The organism is Nitrospirota bacterium, from assembly GCA_030684575.1.
GTDB lineage: Bacteria > Nitrospirota > Nitrospiria > Nitrospirales > Nitrospiraceae > Palsa-1315.
Genome location: JAUXVD010000012.1, coordinates 113,388 through 129,717, shown reverse-complemented (window position 1 = coordinate 129,717; position 16,330 = coordinate 113,388). Strand labels below are relative to the sequence as shown.

The following is a 16,330-nucleotide window of genomic DNA, read 5'->3' as shown; positions in this document are numbered from 1 at the left end:
TGCGATTGATGGGAGTAGCGGAGCGTTGACGTCCCTTGGCGCGCCGGTGGCAACCGGGACGACTCCCACGGCGGTGACGGTAGATCCGAGTGGGCGGTTCGCCTATGTGGCGAACCAAGGCTCCAACAATGTATCGGGGTTCACAATTAATAGCGCGAATGGAGCGCTGGCGTCGGTGGGCAGTCCGTTTGCAGCCGGAACGGGGCCGCGCGCCGTGACGGTGGATCCGAGTGGGCGGTGGGCGTATGTCGTGAACCAGGGCGCCAACAGCCTGTCGACGTTCGCGGTCAATCGGCTGAGTGGAGGCCTGACCGCGGTCGGGTCTGCGGTGGCCGTTGGGACGACCCCACGATCGGTGACGGTGGAGCCAAGTGGGCGGTTTGTCTATGTGGCGAATGAAACGTCGAATAACGTGTCGGTCTTTCAGATCAATGGCAGCACGGGCACATTGACGGCGGTGAGTGCGCCGGTGGCGGTCGGGACCAATCCCGTGTCGGTGACGGTGGATCCGAGCGGCCGATTTGCCTATGTCGTGAACCAAGGCGCCAACACGGTGTCCGTCTTGGCGATCAACGGTACGACGGGGGTGCTGACCACGGTGGGCGCGCCGATTGCGGCGGGCACGAGTCCTATCTCCATCAGCGTGGACCCGAGTGGACAGCGGGCCTATGTGGCGAACTTCGGTTCCAATAACCTGTCAGCGTTTACGATCGATGGGAGTACGGGAGCACTCACGGCCCTCGGCACCTTCGTCGATGCGTCTCCGGTCAGTGCGCCCTATAGCATCAGCACGAGCGGCGTGCTGCAATAAGGGGGGATTAGGGTAGCCGATATCGGATGAAATGGCCGGTCAGACTGGTGCGACAAGATCGAACGCCTCATGCGTCGGTCTTGTCGCCCAACCGCTTCAACTCCACGAATGTCTTTGTTAGCCTGATCTAGCTTCTGCAGCCTTCCGTGAAACGCGCATCTCTACGATCCTTCCTCGTCGATCTCGTTCCCCCTCTCTCGCCGAACGCGACAGTCCATCACAGGGTCATTGGTTGCCCCCGTTCTCGATTCCAGTGAGATCATTCTGCCCGTCGAGTCTTGCCTGCCTCTGCTGTCTCGTCTGTACGTCGACGACAATCGCGAGGAAGGTCTCAATAGCTTGAGTTGCCATGATCACAAGTTGGAGCCTGCCCACGCGGGATTCCACCGGGGTTGTGGATGGCTAGAGAGGCCCTCGAAAGGAGGGGGTGTCCCTCATCTCCTGGGGGGTAGTCCTCGCCTATGCAACCTGGTACAAAGGTAACCATAAGACTTGCGCATGACCGTCAATATGTTTTGGTCGGGCAGGGTACAAAATGAACGGCAAACCTAGGAGGTTACGATGACAACGGTGAAACGGGACCCTCATTCGATCAGCGCTAGAGGGCAAGTGGCCAGGCTGCTGACCGTTGCAGCTCTGGGCCTCGTGAGCGTCATACTGGTGGCTTGTGGAGGCGGGGGCGACGGTGGGGGAGGCGGAACAGTCTCGCCATCGGCGGCGGCAGCACCGGCCGTGCCCCGCTTTGCCTATGTCACGAACACCGGCGAAAACACGATCTCTCTCTATGCGGTCAATGCAGCCAGCGGTCAGTTACGATCGCTGGGGTACATGGTGGCAGGGCTCCAGCCGTTCTCCATTACGGTGGATCCCAGCGGGCGGTTTGCCTATGTGACGAACCAAAGTGGCAGCCTGTCGGCATTTGGGATTAATCGTACGACAGGGGCATTGACGGAAGTGCCAGGCAGCCCGATTGCTGCAGGGCCTCTTCCCACCTCCGTCACGGTGGATCCGAGCGGGCGGTTTGCCTATGTGGCGAATCGCGGTGTCCACAGTGTCTCAGCCTACGCGATCAATGGCACGACGGGGGCCTTGACAGAGGTGGGCCTGGCAGTACGTACCGGTACGGGCCCCATGGTGGTCACGGTAGACCCGCGCGGGCGGTTTGTCTACGTCGTGAATTCAGGATCAAACAATCTGTCGGGATACGCGATCAACAGCACGACCGGGGCACTGACTCCGGTGCCGAACAACCCGTTTGTCACGGGAGATTTCCCGCGGGCCGTCACGGTGCATCCAAACGGGCGGTGGATCTATGTGACGAACCGCTTTGACGACAATGTGTCCATGTTCACCATCAATAACACGACGGGAGAATTGACGGCGGTGGGCCCCCTGGTTGCTACAGGCAGTGACCCTCGTGCCATTACCATCGATCCGAGCGGGCGGTGGGCCTATGTGGCAAACTTTAGCGCTGATACCGTGAGGGCCTACAGGATCAACAGTACAACGGGGGAGTTAGAACCGTTGCCGGTGGCGGACAGCCCGACAGGCAGCCATCCGATCTCTGTCACGGTGGATCCGAATAGCCGGTTCGCCTATGTGACGAATGAAGCAGGCAACACCGTATCGACATTTTCGATCGACGGGACGACTGGGGCGCTGACTCCTGTGATTCCGTCCGGGACAGTCGCGACCCGCACTGAGCCTAGCTCACTAGCCCTGGTCACCGGTACGACCGCGGTGCAGTTCATACCGAAGTTTGCCTATGTGGCGAACCAGAACTCCAACAATGTGTCGGCCTTTACGATCAACAGTGCGACTGGGGCCTTGACATCGGTGGGCAGTCCTTCTCTTACAGGGATGGATCCTCGCTCCGTCACAGTGGACCCGAGCAGGCGGTGGGCCTATGTGGCAAACTTCGGCGACCATACCCTGTCGGCGTTCATGATTGATGCGAGTACTGGGGCGCTGACGGCGGTGGCGGGCAGTCCGTTTGCGGTCGGGATGAACCCCGTGTCGGTGACGGTGGATCCGAGCGGTCGATTTGCCTACGTGGTAAATCGCGGCTCCAACGATGTGTCGGTATTCATGATCGACAGCACGACAGGGGTCCTGACGGCGGTGGCAGGCAGTCCATTTTCCACAGGGGGGACTCTCCCCGGTTCCGTCACGGTGGACTCGAGTGGGCAGTGGGCCTACGTAGCGAATCGAGGCTCCAACGACGTATCGGTGTTCATGATCAATAGAATCACTGGAGCGTTGACTCCTGTGGGTGCTCCAGTTCTTGCCGGGACGAAACCTGTCTCCGTGACCGTAGATCCGAGCGGGAAGGTGGCCTATGTGGTGAACGAACTTTCCAACGACGTATCGACGTTTACGATTAACAATCTCACCGGGGCGTTGACTCCGGTAGGTCTCCCAGTTGCCGCCGGGACCACTCCCAGTTCTGTGACGGTGGACCCGAGTGGGCGATGGGCCTATGTGGCGAATTCCAGTTCCAATACAGTGTCGGCGTTCATGATTGATGCGAGCACTGGGACGTTGACGGCGGTGGCGGGCAGTCCGTTTGCGACTGGGACGAATCCTGTCTCCGTGACGGTGGACTTGAACGGGCAGCGGGCCTATGTGGCGAATCAAGGCTCCAACAATGTGTCGGTGTTCACGATTGATGGCGCCACCGGGGCGCTGACGCCGGTTGGTACCTTTGCGGGTGCGGCTCCGGTCGACGGGCCTGTGAGCATCATCACCACAGGGACGGTGCAGTAACTAGCGAGGCGGTAGTCGGTCCGACCGTAAGGTAAGCAAGTAAGGACAGGAGCGACCAGATCGACGCATCAGGCGTCGGCCTGGTCGCTCTCTCCATTTTTTCAACTCCCCGGTTTCCTGATTCAGCCTGCCCTGGAAGGCCAGGATTTTTATGGCCTCTTCAGCCAGATGACCGTCCCCCTCCTGCTCTCGCCCTCGACATCACAGGCGCCCTGCAATCTTTGACTGTTGATGGCGAACGAAGGTCTTCGATAGTCCATTTTCCTCTCTAAGATATTTAACCATCCCTCTATGATCTCGAAAAATATTTCTGTAGAGTTACTTAGGTCCGCACCGTGGCGTTTGTGGGGGAGACCGATGTGACGTGGTCTGTCCAGGCATCGAGAGTTCATTGGGAAGTCAGAAGGAATCAGAACTGTGGTATATAATCACCCAGGCCTGATGTTGTATTGGAGTGCGCATGGCGGCAACCGTATCTGAACAGACCATCCTCATTGTCGAGGATCAAGAGGGGCCTCGGAGGGCCCTGATGATGATCCTCGGTTCATTCTATCGGATTCATACGGCGGAGACGGCCTCTGCCGCACTGAAGATTGTTGTCGAATCCCCCATTGATCTCATGCTGATGGATGTCGGTCTACCCGACTATAGCGGCATCGAGTTGCTCCGACGGGTGAGAGCTACCGGGCGAGATATCAAAGTGATAGTGATGACCGGCGGGGCTTCCATCGAGTCCGCTGAAGAGGTTTTACGGTTGGGGGCGGTGGCCTATCTCCTCAAGCCATTTAACTTTCAAGAGGTCCTTACTCTGGTTGAAAATGCGTTAACGGTGAAGGACCCGAAATTGGCATCGTGAGTATCTGCGAGTATCGATTCTTGTTCTCATGGTTTCAGTCTGCCGATCGTCTCTCCTCGCACATGATTCAAGGAATATTCAGGGTCGGGCTCATCGCAGAGATGGCGTGGAGGTGAGCTCCTGTCTCTAGGAGGCAGCACTGAAGCCTGACATTTTCTGAATCTGGCTGCCGGGTTCACCTTCCAGGTTACGTTTCCCTCGGCTTCTCGTCTAACTCATCAGGCGAGGTAGGAAGGAGGGTTTTATGCGACAGATCCATTCAGCAGCGATTGTGCGTATTCTTTCAATTCTTGTGCTCTGCCTGGTTGCACGGCGACGTTGGTTCGAGATGATGTGAAATGAACGGCAGGGCTGGATTCGTACCGATGCTGGTGGTTTGTCGCTGCTCCTGTGGCTCTGTTGGCTGTAGGGCGATTCCTACAATGTGTGCGACCTAGAGGCGGCGTCTGAGCATTCTGCTGAGTAGGTTTCCTGTTAAATGCCCCAGTGTATTGAGGCGTTACGGTCGGTTCAGCCTGGCGGAACCTGTAGGATACATTCGCAGGCAGAGTCATCCGCTCCGTGAATGCCTCTCGTAATTTATATAGTGTGTTATCGCTACGTGGTCAAATGGACTTAGAGTGCCAATGCACCTAGTGGGATCTGTGCCGTGCAGGTATGATGAGGCGTCGGATCAGCGAATGTGTGCGGAGCATGTGATGGCGACAGTCTCATCCCAGCCAAGCGTGTTGATCGTTGAAGATCAAGAGGGACCTCGTAAGGCCCTCTGTATGATTCTCAGTTCGTTCTATCGGATCTATATGGCAGAGACGGCCTTTGCCGCGCTGAAAATTATTAGTGAAAGTCACATGGACCTGGTCATCATGGATGTCGGTCTTCCTGATATCAGCGGAATAGAATTGCTTCGACGGGTGAGGGCAAGTGGCCAAGCCGTCAAAGTCATCGTGGTGACTGGGAGAGGAAGTCTCGAATCTGCCGAAGAGGCCATGCGGTTGGGAGCCGTGGCCTATCTCCTCAAGCCATTCAATCTTCTCGAGGTCCTGGACTTGGTGCAGCAGGGAGTCAGGACCAGTGCTGCTGAGTTGGCCTTGCGGTTGCCGATGATTACGAGAACTGTCTCGCCAGGGTGAACACGGATCCCCTTCTCGTCTACACTTCCCATACGGACATGTCTTTCAGGCGTACTGCCTCCTTGTCGCCGCCCGCAAGTCAATTCCTGTGTGTAAACGGAGATGGTCATTCTGAGAGAGACCGTTTCCTCTGTCTGTTTCGAATACGAAGCGGGATTGCTACAATGTGGCCTGATGAAGCTGGCCAGGCAGATGCGCTATCACGCGAGTTCCTAGATCTATGGCGAATCAGACACATCGAGCAGCGTTACTTCAACGGCTTCCCGATCGGGTGGTGGGCCTCTTGCGAGAGATTGGGCAACTCGGAGACGAGCGGGGTTGTCGGGTCTATGTCGTGGGCGGCGTGGTTCGGGATCTGCTGCTGGGACATGTGACCCTGGACCTCGATCTGACGGTTGAAGGAGATGGTGTTGGGTTCGCTCGCCTGGTCGCTGACCGCTATCGCGCTGGGCTTGTGGCCTTTGAACGGTTTGCGACGGCGAGGCTGGTCTTTTCTGACGGGCTCAAGATGGATATCGCGACGACCAGGCGAGAGTCCTATGCCTTGCCGGGTATTCTGCCGACGGTTCAGTCTGCGTCGATCGAAGAGGATCTCTACCGGCGGGACTTCACGATCAATGCCATTGCGGTGCAGCTGAATCCCGGACAGTTTGGACGATTGCTCGACGTCTATGGAGGGCAGCGCGACCTTCGTGCGCGTACGATCCGCGTGCTGCATGCGGGCAGTTTTCAGGACGATCCCACGCGCATCTTCAGAGCGATCCGGTTCGAACAACGGCTCAAGTTTCGTCTTGAGCGCGCCACGATTCGTTTGCTCGCAGAAGCGGCCTCCAAGAATCTGATCCAGCAACTTTCCGGTCCTCGATTGCAGAACGAAATTCTGTTGCTGCTCGCCGAGCGCGATCCGGTGCGAGTGATGGCACGGTTGTCGCAGTTGACGTTGCTCCGGTTTCTTCATCGGCGTTTGAGCTACACGGCGAATGTGAAGCGAGTAGCGACAGCCGTTCCCAAGGCGTTGACCTGGTGGACGCGTCGATTCGCGGATCGTGAGATCGACAAGCCGATCGTCTATTTCATGGCGCTCTCGAGCGAGTCGAGCCCGGCTGTGATGGCGACGATGATCAGGCGGCTCGCGCTGTCACGGGAACAGGCCAGGAAGGTGAGTGCCGGTGGAACGTTGGTCGATCGTGTTTTGAAGAGACTGGCCGATGAGAGAATCGTACGACCGTCGCAGGTCTATCGCCTCTTGGTAGACCTCCCCGACGAGGCGCTCGTCCTGGCTCTCGCAACGCAGATGAGTCTTCAGCAAGCGGCGATATTGAGCCGTCTGAAGGGGCAACTTGTGGCCTATATGAAGAATCGAACGATCAAGACGACACTTATGGGACGAGATCTTCAGTCCATGGGGCTGATGCCAGGACCGCAGTACGGGACGATCTTGGGGAAATTATTAGAGGCACGCATCGATGGGACGATCACAACCGAATCGGACGAGCGTGCGCTAGCCTACAAGCTGCTCAAAAATGGATTCTCGTCGTTCGTGAAACATGAAACGGTTTGATCCGGAAACGAACGACGCTTCACGAGTCTTGGACTCGCTGTCTGAGAACAGGCTGTTCAAAAAGGACGCCAGCAAGGCCGCAGGTGGAGCAAGAACCGGGGGCGTACCCTCGGGGTACGTTGAGGATTCTTGCGAGCCGAGAACGCCGCTGACGGGCGTTTTCAACAGCCTGTCAATTCAGCGAGGTGATGGAGAGGGACACTTCGTTCGGTAGCAGCAGGGTTACATTCGCCTGGTGCGTGGGATCCGGCTGAATGAGCGCAAACAAGGGCACTGGTTGAGGCACCGTGCTTGGCGGTAAGGCCAGAAGAACTGGAAAGTCGAGCAGGGGCGACACGGTTGTCAGACTGGCCAGGCGTAGGCGAAAGGCCATGAGAATGTCGCGCAACCGGTTCGTTTGATCTGCTTCAGGGAGTGCGTGGGTTGTGACAATGCCCGCTTCCCAGAGCGGTCTGGTGATCGTGACCGGGAAGGTGATACCGAGTTGCAGGGCGGTCGACGTTACGTCGATCAACGTCCCGGCTTGAATGGCCGCGTCTCGGTCGCGAATGGCCGGAGGCAGGACCGTCCCCTCTAGCAACTCTTGCCCATCGACCGGCTCGAGCGAGAGAGGTTCTTGAGCCTCGTGCGGTTCATGCTGCGCGGACGGAGCCTCTGCGGATTCTTCCACCGTGGAGGGAATAGGGCTCACGGCGTCTGTGGGAGGCAAGGCCTTCACAATACCGTCGTAGACGGCTCGGGCGGCAGCAGACCAGGATTTATCGAAGGGGCGACCGGCAAAGGCCGCATCGGCAGCTTTCTTCTCGTCGTGGGTCAGGGCTTTGGGCGGCGGTGTGTTCGTCATAACTCATACCATAAGCCGCTTTGGGGGGATGTCAAGGGGGCGCACGATTCAGACTGACATTGAATCGGTTATTTCGCAAGTCGCAGGCCGTTGGGAGTTACGCCAGGTGAGAGTGTTTTAATGCAGGGGGCAAGGTGAAGCCCGGTGAAGTCCCATGTTATAGTCGCCGCCATGGCACGAATCGACTTCTATCGGGTGCTGGGGGTCTCGCGAGACGCGTCCGACGACGCGGTCAAGAAGGCCTACCGGAAGCTGGTCTTTCAGCACCATCCTGATCGCCACCCCGAGAGCACACAGGCTGAAGCCAAGATCCGTGAGCTCAATGCGGCGTATGAAATCATTGGTGACCCGGAGAAGCGGCGGAACTACGATCGACTTAACTGGGGGGATGAAACCACCCGCGATGAAGCGATCGATCCAGCCGTTATTCTCGACGAGATGGAGCTGAAGCTTTTCGATGAGGGGCGGAAGGAAATCTTTGCGGTATTAATGAAAGACGTGAAGCGGATCAAATCTGAACTCGCCGTGATCCGCGAGCGGACGGTGGCGGATCAAGGGTATGACACGTTCAAGGAAGCCATTATTCGGGAGCGGGCGGCGGAGATTATGGACGAGCTGATCACGCCTGACATGGAGGGGCGCAAGCAGCGCCTCGTCGAAGTGGCCACGGAGATGTTGTTGTCTCAAGGGGTGGCGAATCGTGGCGATGAGGGAGGCGTCAGATCGCTAGGTGGTCAGCTCGAGGACGTGTTCCGCAAAGGCCGCATCAAAGGCTTTGCCAGTGCGCTCGAGTTATTCTACGAGCGGCGGTAGAGGGTAAACGTAACAAGGCCGGCTCGAAATCGTTTCACCTTGTACGTCTCACGTTTCACGTCTTCGAAAGTGGCCCCGCGACCCACTTGCCTGCTTGCATGACCCCGACAATCCGGCTGCGGTCGCGCAGTAGGTCGATACGACGGATCGGATTGCCTTCGATCAGCAGAAGATCGGCCACTTTCCCCTTCTCGATGGTTCCCACCTGGTCCTGAATGCCGATTAAACGCGCGGCAGCGGAGGTCGAGGCGAGAATGGCCTGCATCGGGCTCATGCCGAAGGCGACCATCCGTTCAAGCTCCTGGGCGTTCTCGCCATGAAAGTTAAAGGGCGTCCCCGCGTCGGTGCCCATCGCAATCTGGATGCCGTCCCGCAGAGCGTTCTTGAAGCTGACGGCATGACGTTTCGTCATCGCTTTGGCTTTGTCGCGCGCACTGTCCGGCACCCCGCACCCGAGACGGCAGGCGGCCGTGGTGGCCAGCGCGGAGAGGGTCGGGACCATGAAGACTCCCTGCCCGCGCATCATGCTTGCGGCTTCTTCGTCCATGAGCGTGGCATGCTCGATTGAATGGACTCCGGCGCGGATGGCATTTTTCATCCCTGACGATCCATGGGCATGGGCGGCGACTTTCCGCCCCGCTTGCCCGGCTTCTTCCACGGCGGCCCTGAGTTCTTCCACCGTCATTTGGGCCTGGTCCGGCGAGGTGCCTGGCGTGAGGACACCGCCAGAGGCGATGACTTTAATGACGCCAGCTCCAGCGGCGATTTGAGCGCGTACGACCGCACGGACTTGTTCGACCCCTTCCACTTCCTGACCGATAAATCGAGCATGGCCGCCGACCATACAAATCGCCAGACCCGCTCCGACGATGCGAGGCCCTGGCACGAGGCCCGTATCGATGGCCTGTTTCAACGTGAAGATGGCATGGTCCCGCGACCCGACGTCGCGTACGGTGGTCACGCCTGCCTCCAAGGTTTGGTGAGCCGCCCGGCTGGACTTGAGCAATGTCAGTGCGGACGTCTCGTTCGCGATCGCCTCGACGACATCCGGCTCGGCTCCAAGGCAGAAGTGCACGTGACAGTCGATCAATCCTGGCAACAGCGTCAGCCCACGGCCATCGATCTTGGTCGCGCCACGTGGGAGCGCGAGCGCTCGATCCGGTCCGATAGCGGCAATGGTCTTCCCTCGAATCATCACCGTGGCCCGTTCGATCGTTCGACCGGTCCCGTCGATGACACGCACTGAGCGAATGGCAAAGGATGTTATCATGGTATGTCGATGGGGATGGTGATGATGATGCCGCCCATCACATCGCCGACTTTGTAGTCGCGGCGCGGGCTGTTGGGATGTTCGTTGTGACAGGTCACGCAGGATTGGGCGACTGCGAGGTCCGGATAGACCGTTTGATAGTAGCGGCCACCGTCGAGCCTGACGAACCCCCCGAAAGGCTTTGAGGGATCTTTGGTGACGGCGGCGAGTCCTTTTCGTTCAAAGTCTGTCGTCGCACCGTTCCAGGCGTAGATCGGCGTCATACTGGCGAGCCGGAACGAGAACTTGAGGTCCTTTTGTGCGACCAGCCGTCCGGTCTCCAAGAGAAATTGCGCAGGCAGGGGCACACCTTTTTCGTCCCGCCAATGTTCGATCGCGACCGCGAGTCCGGCTTTGTGGAGTTTATCCACGACATTTTCCGTGTAGTTTTTCCGGTTGGCTTCGATCAAGGCCTGAATATACGACGCGGCCTTTTCCGGCGGAACGAGATCGGACTTCATCTGATCGGCCAATGTCAGGGCAAAGATCCAGTAGGTGAGCACGGCGAAAAAAGCAAAGGACGCGCCACCGAGTACCCAGAGTAATGGTTTGTTTTCCATGTGATCGATATCCTTTTGTCGTTAGGATGGAGTGCGGCTATAGACCCTTGCCGCAGCCTGGAGTGCAACCCCCGGTGTGGACAACCACCCACCTCGAATGCAGATCTCTTCCAACGCATTGAGCAGGGTTAAGACGTGCGCTTCGGTCGATGATTCGCCCATGAGGCCGATACGCCAGACCTTTCCTGTGAGAGGCCCGAGTCCGCCGCCGATCTCAATGCCATACATCGAGAGCAGATCCGTCCGTATCTCCGCTTCAGGAAGATGGGAGGGGACTGTGACACAGGTCAACATCGGGAGTCGATAGCCTATGGGGGGAAGGGGCTGAAGTCCAAGTTCGATCAAGCCGGCAGTCACGGCATCGCTATTGAGTTGGTGGCGCGTGAAGCGCGCAGGCGATCCTTCTTCGTCGACGAGGCGCAACGCTTCCCGTAGCGCATAGAGCATGGAGATCGGGGCCGTGTGATGGTAGGCCCTCGTGCCTTCAGCCCAGTAGTCCGCGATCAACGACAGATCCAGGTACCAACTCTGGCAGGGCGTTCGCCTGGCTTTGATCGCAGCCAATGCGCGTTCGCTAAGGGTGAAGGGAGACAATCCTGGTGGACAACTCAGACATTTCTGTGTGCCGCTATAACAGACATCGATGCCCCAACGATCGACCTCGACCGGGGCGCCTCCCAACGAGGTTACGGCATCGACGAGGAACAGCGTGTCATGTTCGCGGCAGAGGTGGGCGATGGGCTCCAGCGGTTGCCAGACGCCGGTCGAGGTTTCCGCATGGACGATGGCCACCGCCTTCACCGGGCCTGATTGGCGCAGTGCCTGCTTGATGGCGTCTGGCTCTATGATCTGTCCCCAGGGAGCCTCCACGCGAATGGCCTTGCCGCCGCAACGCTCGACAATGGAGGCCCATCTTGTACCAAACACGCCATTGACCCCGACGATCACGGTATCGCCCGGTTCAACGATATTCACCATCGACGCTTCCATCCCGGCTGAGCCGGTGCCGGAGACTGCGATGGTGAAGCGATTTTTGGTCTGAAAGACGCCGCGTAACAGGGCCTGGATATCGTTCAGGATCCCAAGGAAGGCCTGGTCCAGGTGGCCGACCAGAGGAGTCGAGAGCGCACGGAGGACTCGCGGATGCACCATGCTGGGTCCTGGGCCAAGGAGCAGCCGGCGTGGGGGAGCAAAGTTTGGAAAGGGCATCACACTCCAGATCTAACAGGATGCTGAAAAAGATCGCCAGCGTCGTTCTCGCATCGTTCAGACCCTCAACGTACCCTCCGGGTACGCCTCGGCCCTTCACTTGCTGCGGCCTTGCTGGACGATTTTTTTGAGCATCCTGTAGGGGCCTCCCCCTATCGCGTCAGAGATGCAAATTCACGAACGATCAGTTGACCGAGGCTTGCGTTCTCCCAGGCTGGAAAGAAAGCGGCTCAGTATAGCGGAGTTCAATCGTGTTCGGCCATGGGTATTCTGTGTGGCCTAGTCACTTTGAGGGGTTTCGAGTCGGAAAATCAGCATGGTATAGTTCGCGCCATGATGGAGTCAGATACTGTGTCCCTCAACGAGGCACCGCCGCCACAATCCTGGTGGCGAGCCACGGACGCGCCGCCGCCGGTCGGGATCTATCCCGGACGATTTTCGCCCAAGGTCACGCTGTTGGCAGCCATATTTCTCGTGGGAGCCTTGGCAATGGTGGTGTGGCTATCCGCTTCGGCATCCAAGCTGGAGCGGATCGAGGCCCCAGAGCAAGCGCTCAGTCTGATGGTTAGTCGGACGATGGATGTTCATGAAGGACTCACGCGTGCGAGACCATGGGAGCAATGGCTCTTTACCTGGGCCTCCGGCGATCGCGAGTCTGAACAGACCCATGCGATTGAATGGTATCGAGAATTGGCCCGGGTCTCTGCCGATCCGGTCGTGCCGCTTCAGTTAGCGATTCTTCAAGCCGAGGCCGGCCATGTGTCCCAGGCGCTTCTCTCTGCGCACGAATGGACCGAAGCGGACGATCCGCTGCCTCAGTTTGCCGATCTGGTGATGGCCGCCTACGGCGAAGGACCAGCTCATGATGCGGACCAGTATGTCTTGTGGCAAGCCGAGGCGGCAGAGCTGTTGCCTGCCGGCTGGTTTTACGACCGCCTGGCTGAAGGGCTGGCCCGCCGTGCTAACGATCACGCGCTCGTGCGCAGGATTCAGGAACAGGCCGCGGACCGTGTCGACCGTCAGTTTGTCCGGTCGCAGCGCGTCACGCTTGTCGAGCTCAGCGCGCTGGTCCTCGGGACGGTGGCGTTACTCCTCATCTGGCTGAGGCGGAAGGAGCCGTCCAGTTTCGTCAGGCTCCATGAACCGGGCGTGCCGCCGCCCTGGCCAGGCGGAATCGGTGCGGCAGTCTTGCTCCGCGGTGGCGCGATCGGTGCGATGTTTACGGCGCTATTTATGATGTATGCGCCGCCCGACAATGCGTCGCTTCGGGCGTTGGCCATTCCGATGACGAATCTGCCGTTACTCTTTTTGGCCCATCGCCATCTCTTCCGTCCGGCCGGGATGACGTTCGACGAAGGATTTGGACTGGAGATTGGATGGGCCCGTGCCGGAGGTCTGGCGACCGCGGTCTTGGCGGTGGTGGCTGCCGGGTTGTGGGGCGAGTGGGTGATGGATTGGCTGTCGGAGCCGCTTCATCTGACGAGTCACTGGGCTGAATGGTTCGACGCAGATCTTGTCTGGGCCTCACCGATGCTGACGGCGATCAGCTTAGTCGAGTATGTAATCTTCGCGCCCGTGTTTGAAGAACTCGCGTTTCGAGGGCTCCTGTTCGCGATTCTGCGTCGGAGGTTCCGCTTCCTGCCTGCCGCGTTGATCAGTGCGAGCATCTTTGCCGTTGCCCATGGCTATGGATTGGTCGGCTTCATCAGTGTGCTATGGAGTGGCCTGCTCTGGGCCTGGATGTATGAGAAAACCGGGAGTCTTTTGCCGGGGATGCTGGCGCATGCGATCAATAATCTTTTGGTCTGTTTGGCCGTGATGGCCCTCCTCCGTTAGCAGGCTTGTGAAAACGGTCCCCAACGTCGTTCTCGGCTCATCAAAATCCTCAACGTACCCCTGAGGGTACGCCTCCGGTTTTGACTCGCCTGCGGCCTAGTTGGATGACCGTTTTGACAAGCCTGCGGTGCTGTCCCCATCGCTCATTCGATCAATGCCAGAGTTTCATAGAGGTCTGGGTGCCTCAATGTGTAGCCGAGCGCTGTTCGAACTTTGGCGTTGCTGATGCGTTTGCCTGTTGAGAGGTCTTCTTTTTCCGGTACTCCGGCCACGTTCCATCGCTGCTGCGCTGTGGCGCAGATCTCGCTCCAGGTGTGGGGTTGGCCGTCGCTGACGTTGTAGGCTTCGCCAGGAGCTCCTTTCTCGATGGCGGCGAGGCAGATCGCTGCCAGATCTTCAACGTGAATCAAGTTCACATATTTCCGTGATGGGCCGACGCGGCCCTGCCGGATCCAATTCAGCGGATTTCTCCCTGGCCCATAGATGCCTGCGACGCGTAAGACGATCGCGCCATAGTTGTGTCGTAAGAACTCCTCACCCTGGACGCGGGGTTTGGTCAGATCGATTGGCGCGGTTTCATCGATCCAGAGAGGCGGATAGTCCTGAGATTCGCCGACCTCATAGGCGGAGGTGCTGCCGAGTACCACCAGGCGTCTGGCTGAGGCGTTGAGCCAACTCGCAAAGGCCTCTACCTGATGAAGCGGGGTTGCCGGAAAGCACCAGACGAGATCGGCGTCTGTAGGGATATTCATCCAGGTCGAGGGCTGTTCCAGGTCGAAGTGTAGGCGCTGTTCCGAAGGCATCTCGGCGAGATGGCGAAGAGGATTCCTGCTCGTGGCCAGGACCGTCCGCCCTTGAGCGGCGCCCATGCTGTACAACAGATGCCCCGTATAGCCGGAGCCCAGCACTACGAGCGACGAAGTCGAAGGTTGGCGCACTCAATACCCCCCATCCGTAAGGTTGGCTCATCTTTTCACAGTCGGGTAAGATGGCACAACCGTTGCTCGAAGAAGAATTCGCAGGAGAATTCCGGATATGAAACACATCGCCTCAATATTGTCGGTCATGATCCTCGGGGTCAGTCTCCTCAACTGCTCAGGCGGTGGGAGCGGTGGGGGAGGAGGCAATAGTCCGGCCTTTGCGGTATCGACGACCTCGGCAACGTATGGCGTAGTCGGGAATGCCTATTCCTCGACCTTAGTTGCCACAGGGGGGACCGCGCCATTCGCCTGGACCGTATCCGGTGGGGTCTTGCCAGTCGGGTTGACGTTGAACGCGACGACCGGGATTGTGACTGGCACACCGGCTGCGCCTGCTGGGAATGTCACCACAACGTTCACGGTGAGTGACAGCACGGGAAAGACGGCGACAGGGTCGGTCTTGTTTGCCATCCATCCGAGAACGGATCGCGTTTCGGTAGATGGTTCGGGGGCATCGAGTAACGGGACAAGCCCAGAAGCCGCTATCAACAGCACAGATGGCCGCTTCATCACATTTACGTCATCGGCTACGAATTTGACGGCTCTCCCAGGAGGCAGCGGCTCGCAGATTTTTATTCATGATCGCCAAACGGGCCCGCCCAGTTTAGTGTCCAGGGTCGACCTGGGCAACGCGGGAAATGGAGCTAGCAATCAGCCGACGATCAGCGAGACCGGTCGGTATGTCGCTTTTACCTCGGCGGCCACGAATCTCGCGTCGATTGCCGGAGGGAGTGGCACTCAGGTGTTTCTTCGCGATACGCAAACCAATCAAACCATTCTGGTGTCGCGCGATACCCTGGGCAATGCGGGAAATGGGGCGAGCAGCCAGCCTGCGATCAGCGCAGACGGTCGGTATGTCGCCTTTACCTCGGCGGCCACGAATCTCGCGTCGATTGCCGGGGGGAGTGGCACTCAGGTGTTCCTTCGCGATACGCAAGCCAATCAAACCTCGCTGGTCTCGCGGAATCCCGCAGGCAATGCAGGGAACGGCGCAAGTAGTGAGAGTGCTATCAGTGGAAACGGGCAGTTTGTGGCCTTCACGTCGCAAGCGACGAACCTGGCGACGCTTGTGGGAGGGAGTGGCTCTCAGGTTTACCTCCGAGACATGATCGGTAATCTCACGAGCGTGGTGTCGCGAGATGCCGCGGGCAATGCGGGAAATGGCGCAAGTAGCCAAGCCTCAATCAGCGGGAACGGACAGTTTATGGCCTTCACGTCACAAGCGACGAATCTGGCATCGCTTGTGGGAGGGAGTGGCTCTCAAATCTATCTTCGGGACACGATCGGCAATCTCACGAGTCTGGTGTCGCGGGATACCCTGGGCAATGCGGGAAACGGCGCAAGCAGTCAGCCCGCGATCAGTGCGACAAGCGGACCGTTCATTGCCTTCGTTTCGTTGGCCACAAACATCGCCTCCATTTCCGGGGGAAGTGGTTCTCAAATTCTCTTTCGCGACACGCAAGGCAATCAATCGACTCTTGTCTCAAAGGACAATAGCTCCCCTGCCATTGCAGGCTCTGGCGCAAGTGCTGTCCCTGTCATCGTCGGCAACGGGGATTTTGTGGCCTTCTCCTCGTTGGCGAGCAACCTCGTTGCAGGCGGTGCGGCTCAGCCTGATATCTATGTCCGCGCGACGCCCTAGCCGGTAGAGCTTC

13 protein-coding genes are annotated in these 16,330 nt (G+C 58.6%); 8 read left to right on the top strand and 5 right to left on the bottom strand.

The features are described from left to right. The 5 genes from Q8N00_09910 to Q8N00_09890 form a co-directional block, all read left to right on the top strand. Positions 1-811 (top strand): beta-propeller fold lactonase family protein (locus Q8N00_09910; GenBank protein ID MDP2383105.1); only part of this gene is annotated, 811 nt, incomplete at its 5' end. A 561-nt stretch (positions 812-1,372) separates the two neighbouring features. Beyond that, positions 1,373-3,577: a beta-propeller fold lactonase family protein gene (locus Q8N00_09905; protein MDP2383104.1), complete on the top strand. Its 2,205-nt coding sequence runs from the start codon at positions 1,373-1,375 to the stop codon at positions 3,575-3,577. Positions 3,578-4,037: 460 nt separating this feature from the next. Then, positions 4,038-4,433 carry a response regulator gene (locus tag Q8N00_09900; protein MDP2383103.1) on the top strand — a complete coding sequence of 132 codons (396 nt, stop codon included), beginning with the start codon at positions 4,038-4,040 and terminating at the stop codon, positions 4,431-4,433. 698 nt (positions 4,434-5,131) lie between these two features. Further along, entirely contained in the window at positions 5,132-5,563 is a 432-nt protein-coding gene (locus Q8N00_09895; protein ID MDP2383102.1) for a response regulator, read from the top strand. 220 nt (positions 5,564-5,783) lie between these two features. Further along, positions 5,784-7,124, top strand: a complete 1,341-nt coding sequence (locus Q8N00_09890) for a hypothetical protein (protein MDP2383101.1) — start codon at positions 5,784-5,786, stop codon at positions 7,122-7,124. A 172-nt stretch (positions 7,125-7,296) separates the two neighbouring features. Here Q8N00_09890 and Q8N00_09885 read toward each other — a convergent pair whose 3' ends face one another. After that, complete coding sequence (locus tag Q8N00_09885) at positions 7,297-7,968, bottom strand: hypothetical protein (protein MDP2383100.1); 672 nt, start codon at positions 7,966-7,968, stop codon at positions 7,297-7,299. 144 nt (positions 7,969-8,112) lie between these two features. Here Q8N00_09885 and Q8N00_09880 point away from each other — a divergent pair, with 144 nt between their 5' ends. Next, the gene (locus Q8N00_09880; GenBank protein MDP2383099.1) at positions 8,113-8,781 is read left to right on the top strand and encodes a DnaJ domain-containing protein; all 669 of its coding nucleotides are present in this window, start codon (positions 8,113-8,115) and stop codon (positions 8,779-8,781) included. 55 nt (positions 8,782-8,836) lie between these two features. Here the strand turns inward: Q8N00_09880 and Q8N00_09875 are convergent, their stop codons facing one another. Genes Q8N00_09875 through Q8N00_09865 form a run of 3 tightly spaced genes read right to left on the bottom strand, consistent with a single transcriptional unit; the run spans position 8,837 to position 11,802 of the window. After that, positions 8,837-10,051, bottom strand: a complete 1,215-nt coding sequence (locus tag Q8N00_09875; GenBank protein MDP2383098.1) for an amidohydrolase family protein — start codon at positions 10,049-10,051, stop codon at positions 8,837-8,839. Then, positions 10,048-10,650: a DUF3365 domain-containing protein gene (locus tag Q8N00_09870; protein MDP2383097.1), complete on the bottom strand. Its 603-nt coding sequence runs from the start codon at positions 10,648-10,650 to the stop codon at positions 10,048-10,050. The genes Q8N00_09875 and Q8N00_09870 overlap by 4 nt, the downstream gene beginning before the upstream one ends. A 21-nt stretch (positions 10,651-10,671) precedes the next feature. Continuing rightward, positions 10,672-11,802, bottom strand: a complete 1,131-nt coding sequence (locus tag Q8N00_09865; GenBank protein ID MDP2383096.1) for an alanine--glyoxylate aminotransferase family protein — start codon at positions 11,800-11,802, stop codon at positions 10,672-10,674. Positions 11,803-12,192: 390 nt separating this feature from the next. Here Q8N00_09865 and Q8N00_09860 point away from each other — a divergent pair, with 390 nt between their 5' ends. Then, on the top strand, positions 12,193-13,695 hold the full coding sequence (locus Q8N00_09860) for a CPBP family intramembrane metalloprotease (GenBank protein MDP2383095.1): 1,503 nt from the start codon (positions 12,193-12,195) through the stop codon (positions 13,693-13,695). A 143-nt stretch (positions 13,696-13,838) separates the two neighbouring features. Here Q8N00_09860 and Q8N00_09855 read toward each other — a convergent pair whose 3' ends face one another. After that, complete coding sequence (locus tag Q8N00_09855; protein ID MDP2383094.1) at positions 13,839-14,633, bottom strand: hypothetical protein; 795 nt, start codon at positions 14,631-14,633, stop codon at positions 13,839-13,841. 97 nt (positions 14,634-14,730) lie between these two features. Here Q8N00_09855 and Q8N00_09850 point away from each other — a divergent pair, with 97 nt between their 5' ends. Beyond that, positions 14,731-16,317 (top strand): putative Ig domain-containing protein, encoded by a 1,587-nt coding sequence (locus tag Q8N00_09850; GenBank protein MDP2383093.1) that lies wholly within the window; start codon positions 14,731-14,733, stop codon positions 16,315-16,317. Positions 16,318-16,330 lie beyond the last annotated feature (13 nt).

Excerpts from the sequence above, each read along its gene's own strand:
- Q8N00_09875 (MDP2383098.1), bottom strand. The coding sequence starts at position 10,051 with ATGATAACATCCTTTGCCATTCGCTCAGTGCGTGTCATCGACGGGACC.
- Q8N00_09865 (MDP2383096.1), bottom strand. The coding sequence starts at position 11,802 with ATGGTGCATCCGCGAGTCCTCCGTGCGCTCTCGACTCCTCTGGTCGGC.
- Q8N00_09895 (MDP2383102.1), top strand. The coding sequence starts at position 5,132 with ATGGCGACAGTCTCATCCCAGCCAAGCGTGTTGATCGTTGAAGATCAA.
- Q8N00_09890 (MDP2383101.1), top strand. The coding sequence starts at position 5,784 with ATGGCGAATCAGACACATCGAGCAGCGTTACTTCAACGGCTTCCCGAT.
- Q8N00_09860 (MDP2383095.1), top strand. The coding sequence starts at position 12,193 with ATGATGGAGTCAGATACTGTGTCCCTCAACGAGGCACCGCCGCCACAA.
- Q8N00_09850 (MDP2383093.1), top strand. The coding sequence starts at position 14,731 with ATGAAACACATCGCCTCAATATTGTCGGTCATGATCCTCGGGGTCAGT.
- Q8N00_09900 (MDP2383103.1), top strand. The coding sequence starts at position 4,038 with ATGGCGGCAACCGTATCTGAACAGACCATCCTCATTGTCGAGGATCAA.
- Q8N00_09885 (MDP2383100.1), bottom strand. The coding sequence starts at position 7,968 with ATGACGAACACACCGCCGCCCAAAGCCCTGACCCACGACGAGAAGAAA.
- Q8N00_09905 (MDP2383104.1), top strand. The coding sequence starts at position 1,373 with ATGACAACGGTGAAACGGGACCCTCATTCGATCAGCGCTAGAGGGCAA.
- Q8N00_09870 (MDP2383097.1), bottom strand. The coding sequence starts at position 10,650 with ATGGAAAACAAACCATTACTCTGGGTACTCGGTGGCGCGTCCTTTGCT.